The 20,306-nt window shown below is 36.7% G+C and carries 10 protein-coding genes; 2 read left to right on the top strand and 8 right to left on the bottom strand.

Annotation, left to right across the window (positions count from 1 at the left end):
- Window positions 1-273: 273 nt before the first annotated feature.
- Window positions 274-2,349 carry a 5'-nucleotidase C-terminal domain-containing protein gene (locus SLH52_RS01355; RefSeq protein WP_320207508.1) on the bottom strand — a complete coding sequence of 692 codons (2,076 nt, stop codon included), beginning with the start codon at window positions 2,347-2,349 and terminating at the stop codon, window positions 274-276.
- A gap of 254 nt (window positions 2,350-2,603) precedes the next feature.
- Here SLH52_RS01355 and SLH52_RS01350 point away from each other — a divergent pair, with 254 nt between their 5' ends.
- Window positions 2,604-4,478, top strand: a complete 1,875-nt coding sequence (locus SLH52_RS01350; protein WP_320207507.1) for a bifunctional metallophosphatase/5'-nucleotidase — start codon at window positions 2,604-2,606, stop codon at window positions 4,476-4,478.
- Between the two features lie 297 nt (window positions 4,479-4,775).
- Here SLH52_RS01350 and SLH52_RS01345 read toward each other — a convergent pair whose 3' ends face one another.
- Window positions 4,776-8,534 carry a S8 family serine peptidase gene (locus tag SLH52_RS01345; protein WP_320207506.1) on the bottom strand — a complete coding sequence of 1,253 codons (3,759 nt, stop codon included), beginning with the start codon at window positions 8,532-8,534 and terminating at the stop codon, window positions 4,776-4,778.
- 1,174 nt (window positions 8,535-9,708) lie between these two features.
- The gene (locus SLH52_RS01340; protein ID WP_320207505.1) at window positions 9,709-11,445 is read right to left on the bottom strand and encodes an ABC transporter ATP-binding protein; all 1,737 of its coding nucleotides are present in this window, start codon (window positions 11,443-11,445) and stop codon (window positions 9,709-9,711) included.
- 483 nt (window positions 11,446-11,928) lie between these two features.
- Between SLH52_RS01340 and SLH52_RS01335 the strand changes: the two genes are divergently transcribed.
- A complete protein-coding gene (locus SLH52_RS01335; protein ID WP_320207504.1) occupies window positions 11,929-13,203 on the top strand; it encodes a glycosyl hydrolase family 18 protein in 1,275 nt (424 codons plus the stop codon).
- Window positions 13,204-13,479: 276 nt separating this feature from the next.
- Here SLH52_RS01335 and ssb read toward each other — a convergent pair whose 3' ends face one another.
- From ssb to SLH52_RS01310, 5 genes are all read right to left on the bottom strand, one after another.
- Entirely contained in the window at window positions 13,480-13,821 is a 342-nt protein-coding gene (gene ssb / locus SLH52_RS01330; protein ID WP_320207503.1) for a single-stranded DNA-binding protein, read from the bottom strand.
- A gap of 501 nt (window positions 13,822-14,322) precedes the next feature.
- Window positions 14,323-15,741 (bottom strand): LysM peptidoglycan-binding domain-containing protein, encoded by a 1,419-nt coding sequence (locus SLH52_RS01325; protein WP_320207502.1) that lies wholly within the window; start codon window positions 15,739-15,741, stop codon window positions 14,323-14,325.
- A 960-nt stretch (window positions 15,742-16,701) separates the two neighbouring features.
- Window positions 16,702-18,168 (bottom strand): HAMP domain-containing sensor histidine kinase, encoded by a 1,467-nt coding sequence (locus SLH52_RS01320; RefSeq protein ID WP_320207644.1) that lies wholly within the window; start codon window positions 18,166-18,168, stop codon window positions 16,702-16,704.
- Complete coding sequence (locus SLH52_RS01315; protein WP_320207501.1) at window positions 18,161-18,841, bottom strand: response regulator transcription factor; 681 nt, start codon at window positions 18,839-18,841, stop codon at window positions 18,161-18,163. The genes SLH52_RS01320 and SLH52_RS01315 overlap by 8 nt, the downstream gene beginning before the upstream one ends.
- 535 nt (window positions 18,842-19,376) lie before the next feature.
- On the bottom strand, window positions 19,377-20,267 hold the full coding sequence (locus SLH52_RS01310) for a GNAT family N-acetyltransferase (RefSeq protein ID WP_320207500.1): 891 nt from the start codon (window positions 20,265-20,267) through the stop codon (window positions 19,377-19,379).
- Between the last annotated feature and the right edge of the window lie 39 nt (window positions 20,268-20,306).

Below are 20,306 nucleotides of genomic sequence, written 5' to 3'. Positions count from 1 at the left end.
CTCATCCCCGACTAGCACTGGAAGCATTTCACTTGAAGGCGCTCTTTGCCTTCACGAGAAATGGTGAAGTGACCTCGAGGGGATTGGCACTGGAGCTAGACAAACAGAAATGCGGAAGTGACTCGCTCATCCCCGACTAGCACTGGAAGCATTTCACTTGAAGGCGCTCTTTGCCTTCACGAGAAATGGTGAAGTGACCTCGAGGGGATTGGCACTGGAGCTGGACAATATAAAAAAGAGCTGCTAGTAAACTAGCAACTCCTTAAAATACAATTATTCATTTCTCATGAAGCGATCATCCATAATAGATGCTGCATCAACTTCATCTGTCATCGCACGCAAATAATCAGCAAATAATTCGCGTTGGAAGTCAGTTGAGTCAGTCCATTCCACTTCGCCAAATGCAGTATAGCCATCACCTTCACCTGTCGATAAGAAGTTGTTTGTCACAACAGAGAATGTGCCTTCTGCAAACTCACCATTTGTATAAACTGGTGTTCCGTCTGTTAACGTAATATCAATAATACGATCGCCAATTTCACGAGCATCATCAAAAATGACTTTTACGCCCGAGAATTGAATTTGAAGTAATCTGTCTTCAGGGCCTTCAAGAATAACTTTTAGCTGTTGTGCTGTCATATCAGCTGTTACATTATAGTTATCGAATGGCAGTACTTTAAATACTTCACCGTAATTAATCTCACCAGCGTCGATGTTTTCACGAATTCCGCCTGAGTTTTGGAAAGCAATTTGTGTTCCAGCTTTTTCACGCATTGCATCAGTAATCATATTTCCTAATTGACTAACTCCAAAATCAACTTCAGAGTAATCACGAGTTAACTCACCGTTTGTGCTACCAACAACTTCATTTTCTACTTCTTTCACTTTCGTTTGATAGTCTTTTACAATACTATCAGTATCTGCATCTAAAGCAGTAAGATTAATATTTGTTTCAAGCAAGCCTACTTCTTGTGAAACAACTTCTTTGCTGTCTCTATCAACGAATAGCTTAATATGTCCTATTGCTCTCGTATATTTTTCAGCTTCAATTACAGGAATACCATTAACGATACCTGCTACACGCTTATGAGAGTGTCCACCTACGATCGCATCTAAAGATCCCGCTGATGCATCAGCTAAATCTGCTAATTCACCTACGATTTCATTCGTTTCTTCCTCTGCCCATCCAGGTAAGTGAGAAGTAACAAAGATAAGATCTACACCTTGATCTTTTAATTCCTTCGCTAACTCTTCAGCAATCGATGCTGGTGTAGGGAATGTTAATCCTTCTACATGTGTTGATAGTGTAGTAGATTTTGTTTCTGGCGTAGCAAAGCCGATTACACCAATTTTGTAATCACCTTTTTCCAAAATCACATAAGGCTCAGCCCAATCAACACGTGTATTCGTTGCTTCATCAAATACATTTGCTCCCATAATAGGTAATTCAGCTTGTGCAATACGTTCTTTTAAAACGTCTACTCCCCAGTCAAATTCGTGATTCCCGATTGCAGCAGCATCGTATTCAATCGAATTTAACGTGTCAATCGTTGAAGCACCTTCAAATGAATTAGAAATAAGTGTACCTTGCATGATGTCTCCACCATCAAGCACGACTGTTCCGTCTGCATTTACAGAACGAAATGCATCAACGATACCACCAACAACAGCCATACCGCCACGCTGCTTCGCTTCATCAAATTCAATATTTCCATGAATATCGTTCGTTGAAAGAATGTCAACAACATCAAAAAGCACAGGCTTTAAGGCATCACTTGCTTCTTCACGAATAAGGTTATCCTGCGGTCCAAACGCTTCACCGTTTTTCACATCGAAGACACCTGCAAGAAGTGAATAAGCTACATAAGGACGTGCCCAATCTGAAATATCAGCTACATCTGTAAAATTGTTTAAAACGCTCTCATCTACAGTAGGCATAGTACCGTCTGTTAATGCTAGAGTAATAATTTTTGCAAACTGTTCTTTATTCACTGTGTCATTTGGGCCAAACTCAGTTTCTGATAAGCCCTCTATTAGATTAGCAGCAATTGCTTTCGCTACTACATCTTTGTGTTCTTGAGTATTAATATCTTTAAAAGATAACTCAGCTTTCTCCTCACCAAGTTCACCAGCTCTATCTAACATGATCAAAAGTTGGGCACGAGTAACTAATTGGTCACCACCAAGTTCACCGTTACTAAAGCCTTTTACAATTCCTTTTGTTTGCAATAGCTCAATATCAGCTAATTTGATTGCATCAAAGTTTGTGTCTGCCTTAGCTAAATCAGTCCCCATCATACTAAAAGCTAGTGCAGAAGATGCAACAAGCGTTGTCAACTTTTTCTTCATTAAAGTTCACCTCATATGTAGTTTTCTTTATCCGTTTTTCTATTGCTCTATTAATATAGCATATAGTTTATAAATGTCAAAAAGCCATTGTTTTGGTATTTTATCCATAGTTAAGGTTACTTTCATAATTTTACTATAATGAGGTAATTGCTGTTAGTATAAAATTTATATTGTAGTAAACTATAGAATTTTTTATAATAGATAGTGTTTGAGAGTATTAATAGTTAAGTTAACTTTCGATTGGAGGAGAATATATGAAGACATTTGGTAAAGTTGGAAGCGTTTTAGCTGGAGTAGCTCTATCTACATCTTTGTTTGCTAGTACTACTTTTGCTGAAGCTATTGAAGTTGATCACGTTGATTGGATGAAAGAAGAAAGTATTTTAAAGGGTAATCAAGCTGGGAACTATAAATTGAATCAACACGTTAGGCTAGCAGATGCTTTAATCTTTCTTGCTAGAACAAAAGGTGTTGAGGGGCTAGAAGAATCTACAGGCAAAAACTTTGCTGAAGAGTATATACAATGGGCAAAATCAAATGATGCAATTTCTGATGACCAAGCGAAATTTCCTCATAAACAGCTATCTTCTGATGATGTTACAAAGATCGCTAGTAAGCTAGGATACGAGCTTGCTCTTGAAAATAGCAAAAAAGTAACAAGGGAAGACTTTTTAACAGCACTTGGAGAAGCTGTTGTTAGCCATATTACAATCGGACATACAAATGATATTCACGGACACATTGAAGAAAATAGCTTTGGTGGAGAATATGGTTATGCAAAAATCTCTACATTAATTAACGAATGGCGTGCTGAAAACGAAAACTTCTTATTACTTGACGGTGGAGATACGTTCCAAGGAACTGTATTAGCGAATGAATACAAAGGTGAATCACTTCTACCTATCTTAAACTATTTGGATTATGACGTGATGGCTGCTGGAAATCATGAATTTGACTTTGGCTACGAGCAAACATTAAAGCTTCGTGATGCATTGAATTATCCAATGATTTCTGCAAACGTATTCAAACCAGACGGAACGGAATTATTAATTCCTGTACATTATGAAGAAGTTGCTGGTAAGAAGTTTGCATTTGTTGGATTTGTTGCTGAAGACACACCTGTATTAACTCATCCAGATAATGTTGCTGGCTTAACATTCAAAAGTCCAGTTGATGTAGCTAAAGAGTTAATCCCTGAGGTACAGAAGCAAGTTGATAACGTAATTGTCGTTTCTCACGTAGGGGTTACAGTTGATAGAGAAATTGCTGAAGCTGTAGACGGTATCGATTTAATCGTTGGTGGACATTCACATACACCACTTACTGAACCTGAATTAGTGAATGATACGTATATTGTTCAAGATTGGGAATACGGTAAATCTTTAGGGCGTGCAGACTTATACTATTACAACGATAAGGTCATTGCATTCGACGGCGGGTTAGTAGAATATGATGAAACTGTTGAAGCTGATCCTGAAGTAGCTGCAATGGTTGAAAAAATCGTAACTGAAATTGATGAAAAATTAAATGTTACAATTGCTACAACTGATCTTCATTTAGATGGTGCTCGTGATTTAATTCGTTCTCAAGAAACAAATCTAGGAAACTTAATTACTGACATAATGCTTGAGAAAACATTAACGATCGATGGCTATAACGCTGATGTTGCTTTAACAAATGGTGGCGGTATTCGTGAAGAAATTCCAGCTGGTGACATCACGAAGAAAATGCTAAATACAGTTCTTCCATTCCCTAACACGTTAGTGGTAATTGATGTAACTGGTGAAGAGTTAAAAGCAGCATTAGAGCATGGTGTTAGTGGTATTGAAGAAGGCGCAGGACGCTTCCCACAAATCGCTGGCATGTCCTTCACTTATGATTCTACTAAACCAGCTGGTGAGCGTGTAGTAGAAGTGAAGGTTGGTGAAGAAGCACTTGATGAATCAAAAACTTATAAGCTAGCAACAAATGACTTCGTTGGAGTTGGCGGAGATGGATATGAAATGTTCGCTAACAAAGAAATGTTTAACACAGGGTTCACATTATATTCAGTTGTAGAAGAAGGTTTTATGAGCCGTGAAACGGTAAGCCCAGTTGTTGAAGGAAGAATTGTTGACGTAGCAAACTAATAGGCTTTTAATCAGTAAAGCATCTAATGAAAATATTTCATTAGATGCTTTTTTCATGTGCACTGTTTATCTTTTCGATCAGAAGACCGCTCACTTCAATCAAGGTCCCAATGTCTGACGAAATGTAGTTTGTTTTATGAAAGTACCGAGATGTTGCATTACAACTCCTGCATTTATTGACAAAGTCTTTTAGTACAAAAAGAGGCATCCATTAACCAGCAAGTTGGCTAAATGGATACCTCATTCATGATGTCAGCTAACATGAGTAGCGCTTCTTTTAAAAGCAACAGATCAAGTCTAGTTACCTGAGCCTCGGATTATCGTAATCTCTTTTTCAGTCTCATTGCCTCCAAGGTCAACCGCCTTTAAGACAATAACATTTTCCCCTTCTTCAAGCTGGAACTCTTTCTCTACTTCATAGACGATAGATCTCATTTCTAGAGGCGAATCAAAAGTTTGCTTGAATTCTTCATTGCCATCGATATAGAAACGTAGCTCATCAAAGTTGTCTTCTACAGTCAATTTGACAGTTGCTGTTTCAGTATCAATATCAACAGATGTAGGTGCATCAACAGTGATAACAGGTGCTAAAGTATCTACAAATACTGTACGCTTAAATGAGATTTCATTACCTTCACTATCTATACCACCAAAGTAAATATCATGTACACCGTCTTCTTCAACAGTTACTTCTGTTTCAAATGCAAATACACTATTTACTGCATCCCATTTCAAATCAACTTTAGCTCCATTGACGGTTACTTCTTTCACATCTGCATCATCTGCTACATATCCAGCAACAGGTATCGTTCTTGATGCAATTGGACTAAGAGGCTCTGGAAGGTCCGCAATAATGAAAGGAATAACCTCGTCACTTGATACCACATTACTCTTTACGTTACCTGCGTAATCATATGCAAGTACTTTAATTGTATCTTGATCCGATACGCCTTTTAAATAATATAAATCTCTATCGGCAGCTAACGGATGTTCTAATACAGAAACTCCGTTAACAAGAATATCATAATGTGAAATACCTGAACCGTATTCAATTGATTTTAAAGATAGTGTATCTTTCTCATCATCATGAATGACGATAACTGATGGTTTTGTAGTATCTACAAACACAGGAACTTCAACGATTTGCCAATCAGCGTCCGGGTCATCAATTTTTGTTTTGATTTCGTAATAGTATAAGCCATCAGTAACTAGCTCATTGTTAACAGTACCGTCCCAAGCAGCATCCTCAAATAGATGAGCTAACGTCTCTCCACTATTATCGAAATAATTTTTCTTAATATTTTTTTCAGTTGTTAACTTACGAACAGTCTCTTTATCACTATTTAAAATAGAAAATTGTACTTCTTTAGCATTTCTTAAAAATGTTAAATATGGGACTGCGACATCATTAACACCGTCACCATTTGGTGAAATTGATATTTTATCAGTATGAACAAATCCATCATGTGGATTATACCCTAGAAACTCATATTCGAAGCTTTCTAATCCAGCTAATTCACTATTTCCTGAAATAAAGCCAGCTTCTCCATAGTAAGATAAACCAGAACCACCTAATTCATCTAAAACCGGTGCATCCGCCCACTCTCCATGGAATCCTACATAAGGTATACTTAGCTCTGGATTCATATCAGTAACATCAACAAGTTTTACAAACCCTTCAACGAAGTGACCGTTTGCAAACACTTCATTTAAAGGAAGATTAGAGAACCAATCAACGGTATTGTTAAGGTCAATTGTTACATCAAATGTCACTGAACTGCTAGCAGGCACTGTTAAAAGTTGCTCTCCTTCTACTGTTGTAATATGACTAGAAGAATAAGTTATTGGGAATTGCCCCACGCCCACTTCATCTATCGTTCCATTCTTATAAATCCCTTGGGATTCAAGTAGGTTGATACCTTCACCGACAAGATCAGTCAATACACTACCATCTAAACGGTATGTTGCATCTAGGTCAGACATATTTTCTGCTTTTAATGTAAATGTTGTTTTCTCCCCAATTTCCTTCAACGCTACCTTTGCTTCACCCGAATTCACTTCTGTTACTACAACAGGTGTACTCATTGCAGCATGTAGGTTCATTAACCCTGCGCCTTGACGACGAGGAGAATATGCATTTCCTGTACCATATGCACTATTATAAACACCCTTATCAGCAATAATATTTGCAGTGTTCATTAATAAGATTTTAGCGAGTTGAACGCGATCTTGACCTGCTACATCATACATACCAGTTACATGCTGTAATACAAGTGCTGCTCCACCTGCAACATGTGGTGATGCCATAGACGTACCAGTCATTAGACCATATCCATCATTTTGTAAGGTTGATAGAATACTTACCCCAGGTGCGGTAATTTCAGGTTTAAAATCAAGGTTAGGCGTAACTCCCCAAGAACTTGATTCGGCTAGCTCACCAGCCTGTGGGTTTACAGATGTTAACGTTTCACCTGTGAAAGTTAACGAAACATCCTGCCCTTCGTCTAACAGACCTTTTAAAATTTCTCCATGCTCTTGCAAAATAAACAATTGTGGAATCATAACTTCAGGATCACTTGTCATGCTTACATATCCAGGTGAGTGATTAAAGATGATAACACCTGCAGCACCAGCTGCTTGAGCATTTAATGCTTTTGTTATAAACCATGTCTCACCACGTTGAATGAGCGCAATTTTTCCAGTGAGATCCAAACCAGCGAAATCATCTGCTGCTGGATCAACATCTGAATCACCTGGCAAACGACCTAGCCCTGCGTACACAACATCATAAGTTTTCGTCGTTAAATCGTTTGGGTGCACCGATGAAGCTGACATAAACGATATTGCTCCAGTTTCTTCACCAGCTGCATATTGTATAGCGTCTAAGTCAATGTAATCATTTTGAATACTTGCTACTTGAAGAGTTTGTGGAAACAAACCTGGTGATCCTACGACACCGATATCTGGATTAGAACTAAACGGGTTAAGGCCAGAACCCCAGCCAAATTGTCCAGAATTTCCTGCAGACACAGCGACTAAAACACCACTATCTACAGCTCTTGATATCGCTGCTCTTTCAGGGTCGTCATCACGAACAAATTGAGAAGCATCTCCTAAACTCATATTAATTACATCGGCACCAAGTGCAATTGAATCATCAATTGCTTTGACAATAATATCACTATATGTAGTCGGCAATACTGGGTCATTCCCAAATACTTTCATGGCTAAAATTTGTGCTTCAGGGGCAATCCCTTTAATACCGCCATTTTCTTCATTTCCATTTGCACCAACTGTACCAGATACGTGCATACCATGATGCACTCCTTCTGGAGCAAGATCTAGTAAATGATCGTTGCTATCAGCATAGTTATAGCCATATGGCACTTTTGCAGTTAAATATTTTCCTGGTAGACCGTTTTGTTGGATAAGTTGCTCTACACTTGTTTGTGTTAATGCTGGTACTGTATCGTCACTTAAAACCATATCTTTATGGTTCACATCATGACCACTGTCAATAACAGCAACAACCATTCCCTCTCCACGATAGCCATAGTCAGCCCATGTCTCAGGTGCAGATACCATACCTTTACTGTATACCATATTTGGTTGCTGTTGACTTACATTAATATCAGGACGTACATATGAATTAGCAATATATACTTTTTTAACATTACTTAACGATTGAATGGTTTCAATAGATTGGTAATCTACTTTTCCACTAAACCCATTAAGTATTGTAGTAAAGCTTTCTTCATAATCAATTTCTATCGCTTTAGAAGCAATATCTGATTTAACAAATGCCTGCTCCTTTAACGCTTTATCCTTTAATTCTTGTTGCTTACTATCAGATAAATCGCCAAACTTTACACGCGCTTTATTCGCATATGTAATACCTGGCTCACTATCTAATTCTACGATCACGCGAACTTTTTCATTTGGTTCATATGCTGTTTCATCAGATGAGTTATTCGTTGTAGCTGCTGCAACCATTGAAAAATTAGACAAGATAAGAAAAAATGCTGTGAAAACGATAAATGCCTTCTTTAGTCTCACAAAAAAACCCCTTTCTTAATAAAATAATAGATTACAAGTGAATATATTTCCTGTATTGCTAAGTGTAGGAATAATTCTATTTTATTTCCTCGTACAAACATAGTCAAACAATTTTTCAGTATAATTCAATTATTCTGAAATTTTTTTCTTTTTTTGAAATTTTTTGTAATATTTTAATATTTTTTACATTATAAATAATTTTCTGTTAACAGAGCGAAAAATGAATTAACAAAAATCTTTAAGAAAAGCAAACTCGTATATGAGTAGGGTATGCATCAGCTATGATAAAAGCTACACCTTATCCAAATGAAATGAGTAAAGAACTTGCTGCTTTTCCTATCCCTTTGTCCTTTCATTATTGGGGAAGAAGTATATAGTGATAACATTGCACATACAAGATGATTTTAGCTATTTTTGTATTGATTATTCCTTTTCGTACTAAGAAATAAATAATTACAAGCCAAGCATTCGTGGCATCATTTCTTATGTAAAGACTATAAAAATCATAAATACACAACAGTTACTCAAATGTAAGGGAAAACAAGGAAAAAGGGTTGACGAAAACAGCCTTGTTGTTTTGGCTGTTTTCTCATTATTTATTCCTTTCCGTACTAAGAAATAAGTACTTATAAATCAAGCATTCGTGGCATCTTTTCTCGTTAAAAAATGAGATCAATTGCGTAAAATTATTTATTGCTAATCTAATATAGTCACAATAGCAACAATGTTGACGAAAAGAGCCTTGTTGTTGATAGTCTGTAAGTGTTGTAAAATACGACAATATTCTTTGTTAATGTACAGGTTTTTCTTAATGAATGTATGAGGAATAGCTACTCCAATGATACTGGCTTTGGTTGGCTGTATCACTTGCGTAGAATGTATACAGAGACAATATGGGATATGTCATTAAGACTATGGGTGAAGGTAAAAGGGTTCACGAGCTTCCGAGAGGGATGGTAACTACTTGTTATATGCTGCTGATCGTGACAAAGAGCTGGCTTACAATTGCCGCGACTCGTTATGTAATAACAAGCTCTAGGAAACCATGTTCCATGTTTCCTAGCCATAGGTTCACATCTTTATATCTCTACTTTTTAATCCAACATTTCGACAAAAAAATTTTCTTGCAGATATAGGTTTGCATTGCTTCTTTATCACTTTAAAGTGTCGGGGGTCAGACCCCCAACTGGTGTGTGGCGAATTCGCGGTACATGTTATGCGTTTCAAATAGTTCAGCGTGTGTACCTTTCCCGGTCATGATACCTTTATCTATAAAGATAATTTGATCAGCATCGACGACGGTAGATAGCCTGTGTGCAATAATTAATGTCGTTCTACCTTTCATTAAATTTTTCAATGCTTCCTGAACGACAATCTCCGATTTACTATCTAAACTAGATGTTGCTTCATCAAGCATTAATATTTTCGGGTCTCTTAATAACGCTCTGGCAATTGCAATTCTTTGTCTTTGCCCTCCCGATAACTTAATTCCTCGCTCCCCAACTTCCGTCTCATATTTATGAGGAAGTTCTTCAATAAATTGATCGGCAAATGCCATCTGTGCTGCTTTTCGTAATTCAGTTTCACTTATTTCATTTTCTGTTCCATATATGATATTTTCCCTTATTGTTCCTGCAATAATTGGGCTTTCTTGAGATACGTAACCAATCTGATTACGCCATGATTTTAATGAAAATTGATCTATCGGTTCTTCTCCTAGCTGTATGAACCCATTCGACGGTTCATAAAATCTTTCAATAAGTGAAAATAATGTCGTTTTTCCACTGCCACTCGGTCCGACAATTGCTGTCACTTTTCCTGCTTTTACTGTAAAACTAATATCCTTTATAATGTCCTCCCCATTTTCATATGAAAAGGTAAGATTTTTCACATTTATTGATTGATCAACATTTGTAACAGATGATCCACTTGTAATATGCTCTTCTTCGTAGTTTAAGATGCCAATAATCCGTTCAGTCGCACCCATTGCTTTTTGAAGCTGAGTAAAGAATGCTGTAAATTGACTCATTGGGATAATAATTTGAATCAAATAAAGAATAAATGCTACTAAATCTCCGGCTGATAATGCGCCAGATGCTACTCTTAAACCACCGTATCCCATAATAACAACGAGTAATGCCATTAATACGAACGACATTAAAGGTGCAATTAATGCCTGTACTTTTGCTTCTTTCAAGCCGAATTTGAATAAATTATTAATGCCCTTTCTTCCATTTTCAAGCTCAATTGATTCTGCATTAGAGACTTTTACAAGTCGGACTTCAGAGAGCACTTGACTAAGCACTGTAGTAAACTTCGCTGTTTCATCCTGTAAATTCTTTGATATTTTATACATTTGTCTCCCTAATGGTAGTAATACAAATAGGGACACTGGGACTACCAACAGCATTATCAAGGTCATTTTCCAATCAAGATACAGTAATATTGCAACCGACCCTATAATTGATATAACTCCAGTAACAAAGTTGGTTAAGTGATCCGTAATTAGCTCCTTGACTACAGCAGTATCATTAGTCATTCTACTTATTGTGTCACCTGTTCGGTTTTGGTCGTAATATCGTATAGGAAGTACTAAAAGCTTTTTCCACAACCGTTCTCTTATCTTTGCTACGATAGATTGACCTATATAGCTTAGCAAATAAAGGGAAAGTCCCCCTGCAATAGCTTGAATGACGAAAGCTACAATTAACAAAACAATATGGGTTTGGTTAAATGACGACAACGAAAATTGATCAACTAAGTTTTTCGTAAAAAGAGGAATAGCAAGTGATACAATTGTCGAGAAAACACTCATCATCATCGCAATTGAAATTAATAATTTGGACGGTTTTGTTTCCTTAATAAGTGCTGAAAATAACCTCCAATCTCCTAACTCCCTTTTCTTTTCCATTTAAAGCACTCCCTACAATAAAATGTTTAAAATCGAATACCATTTTGATAAAAGCGACTACATATGGTTATGTACAATTACTACGTATATAAAGAAGAAAATGTTTCATAAAAAATAAACTTAATACTGCTCAATACACCAATTACATTTACATTTGAAAATAAGTATGTTGAGAAAGATCCTTTACCATTGATTCCTATCCTCCCGTAACGAAGGTTTACCTCTATACACTTTCATCAATTGGCCCACTAGCATAGTAATCTAGTATGTATTATAACCATTTCTAGCAAATTTTCACAAAAGATATGAACACTCCACACTAAAATAACCGTTATCACTTTAACTCACCAGGGGACAGACCCCAAAAATAATGGCATATTTTTGTTGGGTATGAATAGTTTAAGATAAATGGGTTATTGTGTGCTTTTTTGCGTGAAATAGACGATTTTGTTTGATTATATGAAGTTATTGGGAGGTTATGAAATGATTATATACACGGTTAAGCAGGGAGATTCTCTATATTCCATCGGGCAAAAGTTTAGAGCCTCTTATCAAGATATTATGAGAATAAATGGTTTAGAAAATGGTAATATCGTTCCCGGTCAGTCTCTTCTTATTCAACAAAACGTTTATATTGTACAGCAAGGGGATACTTTATATAAAATTTCTGAGATGACGAATGTTTCAACACAAGCATTAATAGATGCAAACCAAATCCAAAACCCTAATATGATCAATCCAGGAATGCAACTTACGCTTCCAAACATACCTGGCTATTCAGCTGACAGTGTTGGATATGAATCGATTATTACAGCTGACGAGATGGGCTATGTAACATTAAGAGATCCTATACCTTTAGAAGAAGAATTAACAACCTTTGCTCCGTGGCTGAATTATGTACCATTGTTCGATTATCAGTTACAAGAAGGTGGCAACCTTAGTGACCTTGATGATGAAAGTGCTATACGAACAGCTCGTGAAAATCGAATTGCTCCATTAGCAACTGTGACTGCATTTAATGCAGACATGATTCATAGAGTATTATCATCTGCAGAAAACACACAAAGATTAATAGACAATATATATCAAATTGTTTCAAGTAAAAACTATTCTGGAGTAAATATTGATTTTGAAGCAGTAACCGAAAGAGATAGAGATTCATTTTCCGAGTTTTGTAGATTGCTCAACGATCGCATGAAGACCGATGGCTATCTTACGACTATCGCGGTTTTGGCAAAGGAATCTGAAGCATGGCATAAAGGGCTAGATTATCAAGCAATCGCACCATCGATGGATTTTGTATTTATTATGGCATATGATTGGCATTGGAGATTTAGTCAACCAGGGCCCATTGCACCAATTAATCGAGTACGTATAGTGCTTGACTTTGCTATTACGCAAATCCCCAGAAACAAGATCGTTTTAGGAACAGCTCTTTATGGCTATGATTGGACAGTCCCGTTCACACAAGGAATGAGTGCACGCGCCCTTTCTTCACATGCTGTCACAAAAATTGCAATGCAATATCAAATCCCAATTAGGTACGATGTTGAATCAGCGTCCCCATGGATCGAGTTTGTTGATGAAGAAAACAAAAGGCGTATTGTCTGGTTTGAGGATGTTAAAAGTATTAATGAAAAATTCAAGTTAGTTCGTGAATATGGATTAGGTGGGGTAGGGTTCTGGCAATTAAGACTTGAGTTTCCACAGCTGCCAACATTAATGAGTGAGATGTTTACAGTTGAACACATATTGTAAGTGATCGTTTAACGGTGTGATTTTCTCATTGATTAGTGCTTTTCGTACAAAAATAGCAACACGTATATTTCTATCCTTCGTGGCATCTTTGCTACTTTTATAAACTTATTTTACTATCCATTTTTTGTGAAGATAGAAACTAATTCAAAAAAAATACCAACCAAAAGGTTGGTATTTTATATTGGAGATACGTTGAAGAAACTTTTTGTCTAGAGGAAAGTTGAAGAATGAGTGAGGCATTGTGAAGCGAGGATATTTTGTTGAGGGGTTTGTCAACTAAAGAGCAATTGATTCAGGTTTTTTGCCATCCATGAACCGTACAGATTCAGCAATGACTTCAGTTACATACACATTTTTCCGTTCTTGATTTTCGTAATGTCTCGTTTGAATTCTCCCAGTAATTCCAACGATCGACCCTTTTTTACAATACATTGCTGTATTTTCAGCAGCTTTTCTCCATACTGTACAATTAACAAAATCAGTGTCGATCTCACCCTGTACATTTTTGTAATTTCTATTTACCGCCAAAATAAAGTTTAATACAGCCGTTCCATCATTCGTATACCGCATATCAGGGTCTTTGGTCATGCGCCCAACAAGTATGACCTGATTTAGCACTTCATTAGCTCCTTTCTTATTTGATAGTCCCATCATATCTAAACCGTTGCATGTAAGTAAAATGTCCAATTTTGCATTTTTATCGCCTAAAACGTGTCGAAAATGCAATTTCTGTAAGTTAAAATGACTTATTTTCACGTCTAACAAACATAAAAATACAATATTAGCACAATCAAAAATCTTTTTTAATAACCTTAAGTTTGTTTCAGAAATTAAAATTTTTCAATTACCATCACCGAAGAGAAATGAGGAAGAAAAAACACCATAACAAAAAACTCTTAACAAGAATCGCTAAGAGTTCCTTTTAATTGGCTGTGTATAGACTGATACGTTTCGTTCTATGATATTAGCACGTATTCATTATAGCATTCGTGACATCCTTTCTACTTTGACAATGATTGAGCTCAAAAAAAACTCATCATACTGCTTATTCTTAGTAAAAAAGTTTACGAAAGGAGCCTATTACACGGCTACACTTCAATAATGACATATCAATGTTTACTATATATGTTTGTGGGCTTTAAAGTTACTATCAAGTACATACCAATTTTGTGGAAATGGCAATCCAAGAACCCAGTAGAACAAACCTCTTAAATGATACTCCTTCACAGTATCTAGCTTTGCTTGGATGCTGCGTGCATCTTCAAACCACACTTCATGGTGTGCTCCTTCTTCATCGTAATATCTAAAAAATGGTGATTGATATGTTGGATCATATTCAATGGTAGCACCGTACTTTCCTGCACGTTCTACAGCAGCTTGTGGACTCAATGTCGACGCAGACGTACCTTGGACGAAAGGAATGTTCCAGTCTCGACCATATAAAGGAATTCCCATCAATATTTTGTCTCTCGGTATGACAGTAACTGCGTAATCTAATACTTTTCTCACCGAATTGAGTGGTGCTATGGCCAACGGTGGTCCACCAGACCATCCCCATTCGTAAGTCATTAAAAAGACCATATCAACGATTTCGCCATGAGCCTGATAGTCATGCGCAGCACGAAGTAAATCTGACTCTGTGCCTGTTACTTTCGGAGCTAAAGCTGTTGACACTGATAAGCCTTCAGGATGAAGTCTTGCAACTGTTTTCCGAAGAAAATTATTATAATTCTCACGATCCTCAGGGTATACAAATTCAAAATCAACATTCAGCCCCGCATAGCCTTTTTCCTTCATCGTTTCTAAAATATTCGTAATCAATGTATCTTGTAATTCTTCACTTGCAAAGATCGTTGCAGTTAGGTCTGAATCAAAATTCCCTCCAGAAAGATTCGAAATAACCATTAAGGAATCAATATTATATTTCTCAGCTGCCTCTATGACTTCTTTATCACTTAATGTTGAGATCGTACCATCTTCTTTTATCGCATATTCAAATATTGATAAATAGGTTAGTAGATTTCCTACTTCATCAACGAGCTTGACACCTCTCTCCCCCATTCTAGTAATGTACGCATTTACATCAGCTAACTGCTTTACTCTTTCTGGAATACGTAACACTTGACCAGGGAAAATGAGATCGGGGTTCGCAAGCTGATTTGCAACAGCTATGTCCTGAACGCTTACCCCGTATCTTTGCGCAATCATCCAAAGCATTTCTCCTGGCTGTACGACATGGTGTAAAGCTACAGGGATGGTTAAATACTGACCAATTTGAATACGGTTTGGATCAGCAATCGCATTCTTATCAATGATTGATTGGACACTGACACCATACATTTGAGCGATTCTCCAAAGATCTTCACCTGGCTGTACGACATGTTGACGTGTCGGCGAAGGAATAACTAGTGCTTGACCAACGACTAGCACATTAGGATCTTTGATTCCGTTCGCCTTAATAATTTGGTTTATATCAGCACCATACCGCTGTGCAATACTCCACAAAGCATCCCCACTTTGTACAACATGGATTTGCATATCATATCCTCCTTCACACAATTCTCCTATATACAACTGTTCAAAAAAGCTGTTAACACATTGATTGTTGTGCTGTTCTTGCATTAATTGTTGCTTTTCGCATCTAGTGTTCTGAGCATCTTTTCTACGACTTCTTGCTCTTCAGTTGCTGTCCCTTTTTTGAACACTCATTATAATGTATTCGGTGATTATTACACTTATTATTTAAACTCTAATAATTTTTATATATGTTTACTTAACAAATAATCAGTGTTTACTAATTATTTAAGTTAACAAATTATTTTACGGCAACACATGCTTAAAATTAGGTGAACATCACTTAAGAAAAACAGAAGATGACAAGATGACATTCTACAGCCACTAACTCCAGAAGAAAAAAAATCTTTTTAATGGAAAAGAGGACTAACATATTTTTGTTGTTATATTTGCTAAATGAGCGCAACCCACAAAAAGATGTGTCAAAAAAAGACTTCGCATAAGAAGCGGAAATCTGTGTGCTTTCACTGAAATATTGAGGGTTAAAAATTTTAGAGGTGTCTAATAAATAAAACAAGAATTAACAATTTTTCAAAATCGTGTTGAAGCAACGTTTAGTCCCATGGATTATGTTCAAGTTACAAAACAAGCTCCCTATGATTACATATTAGTTGATGTACGAAATGGTGCCCAAGAGGTAAGAAAAAAATGAAAGGTGCAGTGCAAATACCTATCGCAGCATTATCAGCCCGTATAAATGAGTTACCTAGTCTACTGTTGGTACACTTAGTGTAATACTGCTGCAAAAGCAGCTATCCGCCTACTAAATAACAGCTTCAAATTGAAGGAATTAGCTGGAGGAATTGCAGCTTGGAAAACGATGAACTTCCCACTTGATGCAGACAATTTAAACTGTGGATGCTAGCTTTATATCCTTATCTACCCCCACTTGCTAATTACTGTGGGGGTAGATAAAAATGATGACTACTCCCTCTTAGTCGTTGTTCTTCGAGGAAGCAATAAGGTAAAAGTACTTCCGTCATTTGAGCTTTCTTTTAACAACAAGTCTCCTTGTTGAGCATTGGCAAGAAGTTTACTTATTGGTAAGCCAAGACCTAAGCCTCTCACCGTATTTTTTTGCGCTTTGCCTTTATAGAAGCGCTCGAAAATTAATGGCTGTTCTTCCACAGGAATACCACAACCACTATCAATGATATCAATCGCAATAAAATCTTTATTTGGCTCGTATATCTTCACTTCAATCTCTTTTGAGAATGCATGCTTACTATTATTTAGTAAGTTTATGATAATTTGCTGAATACGATATGGATCTCCGTATGCAAAAAGAGGTTTTTCAGATGATGAAACTTTGACTTGAATGAGATGATGTTCATCATTGGTCATTTTCCATTGATCAGTCATTTCCTGTATGCACTTATTTATATCAAGTCTTTCACACTTCACTTTTATTTCGCCAAGAGTAAATGAATTAAAATCAAGTAAATCCTCCACCATAAGCTGTAGCCTGTGAGCTTCATTTAAAGTAATATCCAAAAATTCTTGTTTTTCTTCACCTGATACAATTTGATCATTCACAGCCTGCACTAAACCACTAATTGATGCAATGGGTGTTTTCAGTTCATGTGTCACACTTGCAAGCAGCTCTGTTCTCATCACCTCTAATTGTTTAAGGCGGGTAGTCATTTCTTTAAATGATTCAATTAAGTCATAAAGTTCTTCGCCTTGTGTATCAGTAGCTAGGTTAACGTTATAATTCCCATTTTGAATTTGTTTGGCAGCTTTAGAGACTTGTAGAATAGGGGATATAATTTTGTTTGATAACAAATAGATAATGATCAAACCTAATATCGCTAAACTTCCTAGCAGAATAGCTAGTAAACGATATTCTTCATCCATTTGTCTTCCCATTGTGGAAAATTCTTCTTCTGGTACAATGATGGCTACTGCTCCTATGGAACGATCTTCATATTCAATAGGTGACGAAATAACATATGACAACCCTAACAAATCGAATTCAACTTTCTCAACTTCATTCATTTCAAGCAAATTTAATTGACGCTCTTCAGGAGAAATATTTGATAATCCACGCGAAAAATTCGGATAAACGACTTGCCCATCTTCATCTTGTATAATGATCATTGATCTAATATCCAAACGGTTTAATCTTTTAGGATCTTGAATGATTTCTTCTATTACGCGGTTAAATAACGGAGAGCTACCTTGTATTCTTTCAATGTTTCCATCTTCAGTTACTAAACGGTCTGCAACATCTGCAACGAGATATTGTGCTAATTCTAGCTTATTTCTAATTGCTTCGTCCTTAATCCAAACAACCGAAGCAATACCGATCACTGTTAGCCCAATAATCAAAGTTACTAAATACCTACTTACTAAATAGTTCAGTAAGGGAATGCGCTTATTTTTATTCATAAACACTTAACTGATACCCCATTCCCCGTAACGTTTTAATTTCTCCTACAGATGAATCCCACTCTTTCAGTGATTTTCTTAAACGCTTAATTGCTAAATCTACCGCCCGGTCACTTCCTTCATAATCAATACCCCACACTTGCTCTATCAGGTGCTCTCTCGTAAATGTTTGATTTGTATGCTCTGCTAAAAATATGAGTAATGCTAGATCCCTAGGTGTTACGTGAACCTCAGTTCCATTTAATAGAATTTGATGTGAGCTTATGTCGATCGCTAAATTTCCAAAGTGCTTCACCGTGCGATCTTCAATAGACTTTGATCTTCTTAAAACAGCATGCACTCGAGCAACTACTTCTTCAGCAACAAATGGTTTTGAAATGTAATCATCTGCACCGTTGTTTAACCCTTTTAACCGTTGATTAATATCTCCTAATGCTGTAATCATAATCACAGGGCATGAACTCGTCTTCCTAATCATCTGTAAGACATGCCAGCCATCTACATCAGGAAGCATAATGTCTAAAAGCACAAGTGAAGGCTTATGCACCTCAAATGCCTCAAGCGCCTCCTTACCCTTCTTCGTATGCTCCACTTGAAAGCCTTCCTTACTCAAATACGCACGAAGAACTCGTGCAATCGGCACCTCATCTTCAACTAACAAAACCGTATTCATATTTCACCGCCTTTTCGGTCAGTTGCGCTACACTTTAACACATTACAACAACGGGGGACCGTCCCCCATCGCGGTAATGTTGAAATGTGATACTAGTGTTCATGCCTCGTATATATTGTTCAATTTTTCTAGTTCCTCGAGTGGCTATGCAAAATCTTATTTTGTTACTGTTTTCGTATTAAGATATATTGACGCCTAAAACTAGAGCTCGTCACATCCTTTTTTTAAAACGATTGGTATTGCGTAAAAACCACAATCTCCTCTGCAAATGAGGAAAATCCCAACAAAATTGATGCAAAGAGCCTAGTCATCTACATGTACGTTAAGCCGGACATCATTAATTTTGTGAACAGTATTCCAATCCGATACTTTTCATGTTGTATACATCTATACTATTTGATAATTATGGAAGAAATGTTGTAGAATTATGTGATGTTATGTGATAACAGCAAAAGCTTATAAGTCCCACTTATAAGCTTTTGACTTTTTGCGTATTCATTTTTTTCTCGTACTAAGACATAAGCGACTTACCTACTTATTCTTCAAGCATGATTTTCTTCATATATACTTGTTCTATGCTTTTCTCAAAACCAGCCTCTTTAAGTAATGAGACCACTGTTTCATTCGTAGCAGCTAAATTGACTGTAATTCGCTTTAGCTTTTGATCGAACGGTGCAAATAATTGCGATAATAAACTTGCTGTTATTTGGTGTTGATCACGTCTATTGGATGCTACTTCACATTGGTATAGCGCTGTAGTGACATGAACGCCTTCTTCATTAAAAATACGCTTAAATAACGCATAACCTATACTTTCACCAGTTTGATCATCAACCGCAATGAAAGCTTCTCCATCTCTTACGCTCTTAAATTGCGTTTGCCAGCAATACATACTTTTATAAAATGATAGGTTTTGAACTTCTGGAGGAACAGTTTTAATAAAGTTGTATGTAGCTAGGTGGTTTTCAAAGGGATTCGAGCCAAATGATTCTTCATGGGCGATAAAGAGCAAATTATCTTCGATCACATACCCTAGCTTTTGATACAAATGAATCGCTTTTTCATTTTCTTTTATCGCTTCTAATGTCGCGATTTCAACACCTTCTTCTTCATAAATTGCTAAAGTTGCATCCATCATTTTCTTCCCTACACCTGTACCTCTATAGTGTGGCGCAACACCTGTTCCACCGTTCCATGACACCTTTTTGCCATCTATCATTCTTATGCCATTTAAGACAATGCCGACAGGTTCCTTATCGTCAAAAGCAATAATTGAATAGTTGGCTGACAAACCTTCCTGAGCAAGACGATTCAAAAAGGAATCAATGGTCATCTGCGCATCTGTAAAATAGCCTGTAAACCCCTCATTCCAAGCAGTTACGGCATCCTGCAAAGAGCATTCAGTTAAACGTTTAATCGTTATCATAATTGACACTCCTTTATTATATTTTTCACCAACAAGAGT

This window comes from Cytobacillus sp. IB215665 (assembly GCF_033963835.1).
Taxonomy (GTDB): Bacteria; Bacillota; Bacilli; order Bacillales; family SM2101; genus Nanhaiella.
Note: the sequence above shows the minus strand (reverse complement) of the source record. Positions and strands in the feature narration are given on the sequence as shown.

Coding starts and splice junctions, on each gene's coding strand:
- SLH52_RS01355 (WP_320207508.1), bottom strand. CDS start 2,349: ATGAAGAAAAAGTTGACAACGCTTGTTGCATCTTCTGCACTAGCTTTT.
- SLH52_RS01350 (WP_320207507.1), top strand. CDS start 2,604: ATGAAGACATTTGGTAAAGTTGGAAGCGTTTTAGCTGGAGTAGCTCTA.
- SLH52_RS01320 (WP_320207644.1), bottom strand. CDS start 18,168: ATGAATAAAAATAAGCGCATTCCCTTACTGAACTATTTAGTAAGTAGG.
- SLH52_RS01335 (WP_320207504.1), top strand. CDS start 11,929: ATGATTATATACACGGTTAAGCAGGGAGATTCTCTATATTCCATCGGG.
- SLH52_RS01340 (WP_320207505.1), bottom strand. CDS start 11,445: ATGGAAAAGAAAAGGGAGTTAGGAGATTGGAGGTTATTTTCAGCACTT.
- SLH52_RS01325 (WP_320207502.1), bottom strand. CDS start 15,741: ATGCAAATCCATGTTGTACAAAGTGGGGATGCTTTGTGGAGTATTGCA.
- SLH52_RS01315 (WP_320207501.1), bottom strand. CDS start 18,841: ATGAATACGGTTTTGTTAGTTGAAGATGAGGTGCCGATTGCACGAGTT.
- SLH52_RS01310 (WP_320207500.1), bottom strand. CDS start 20,267: ATGATAACGATTAAACGTTTAACTGAATGCTCTTTGCAGGATGCCGTA.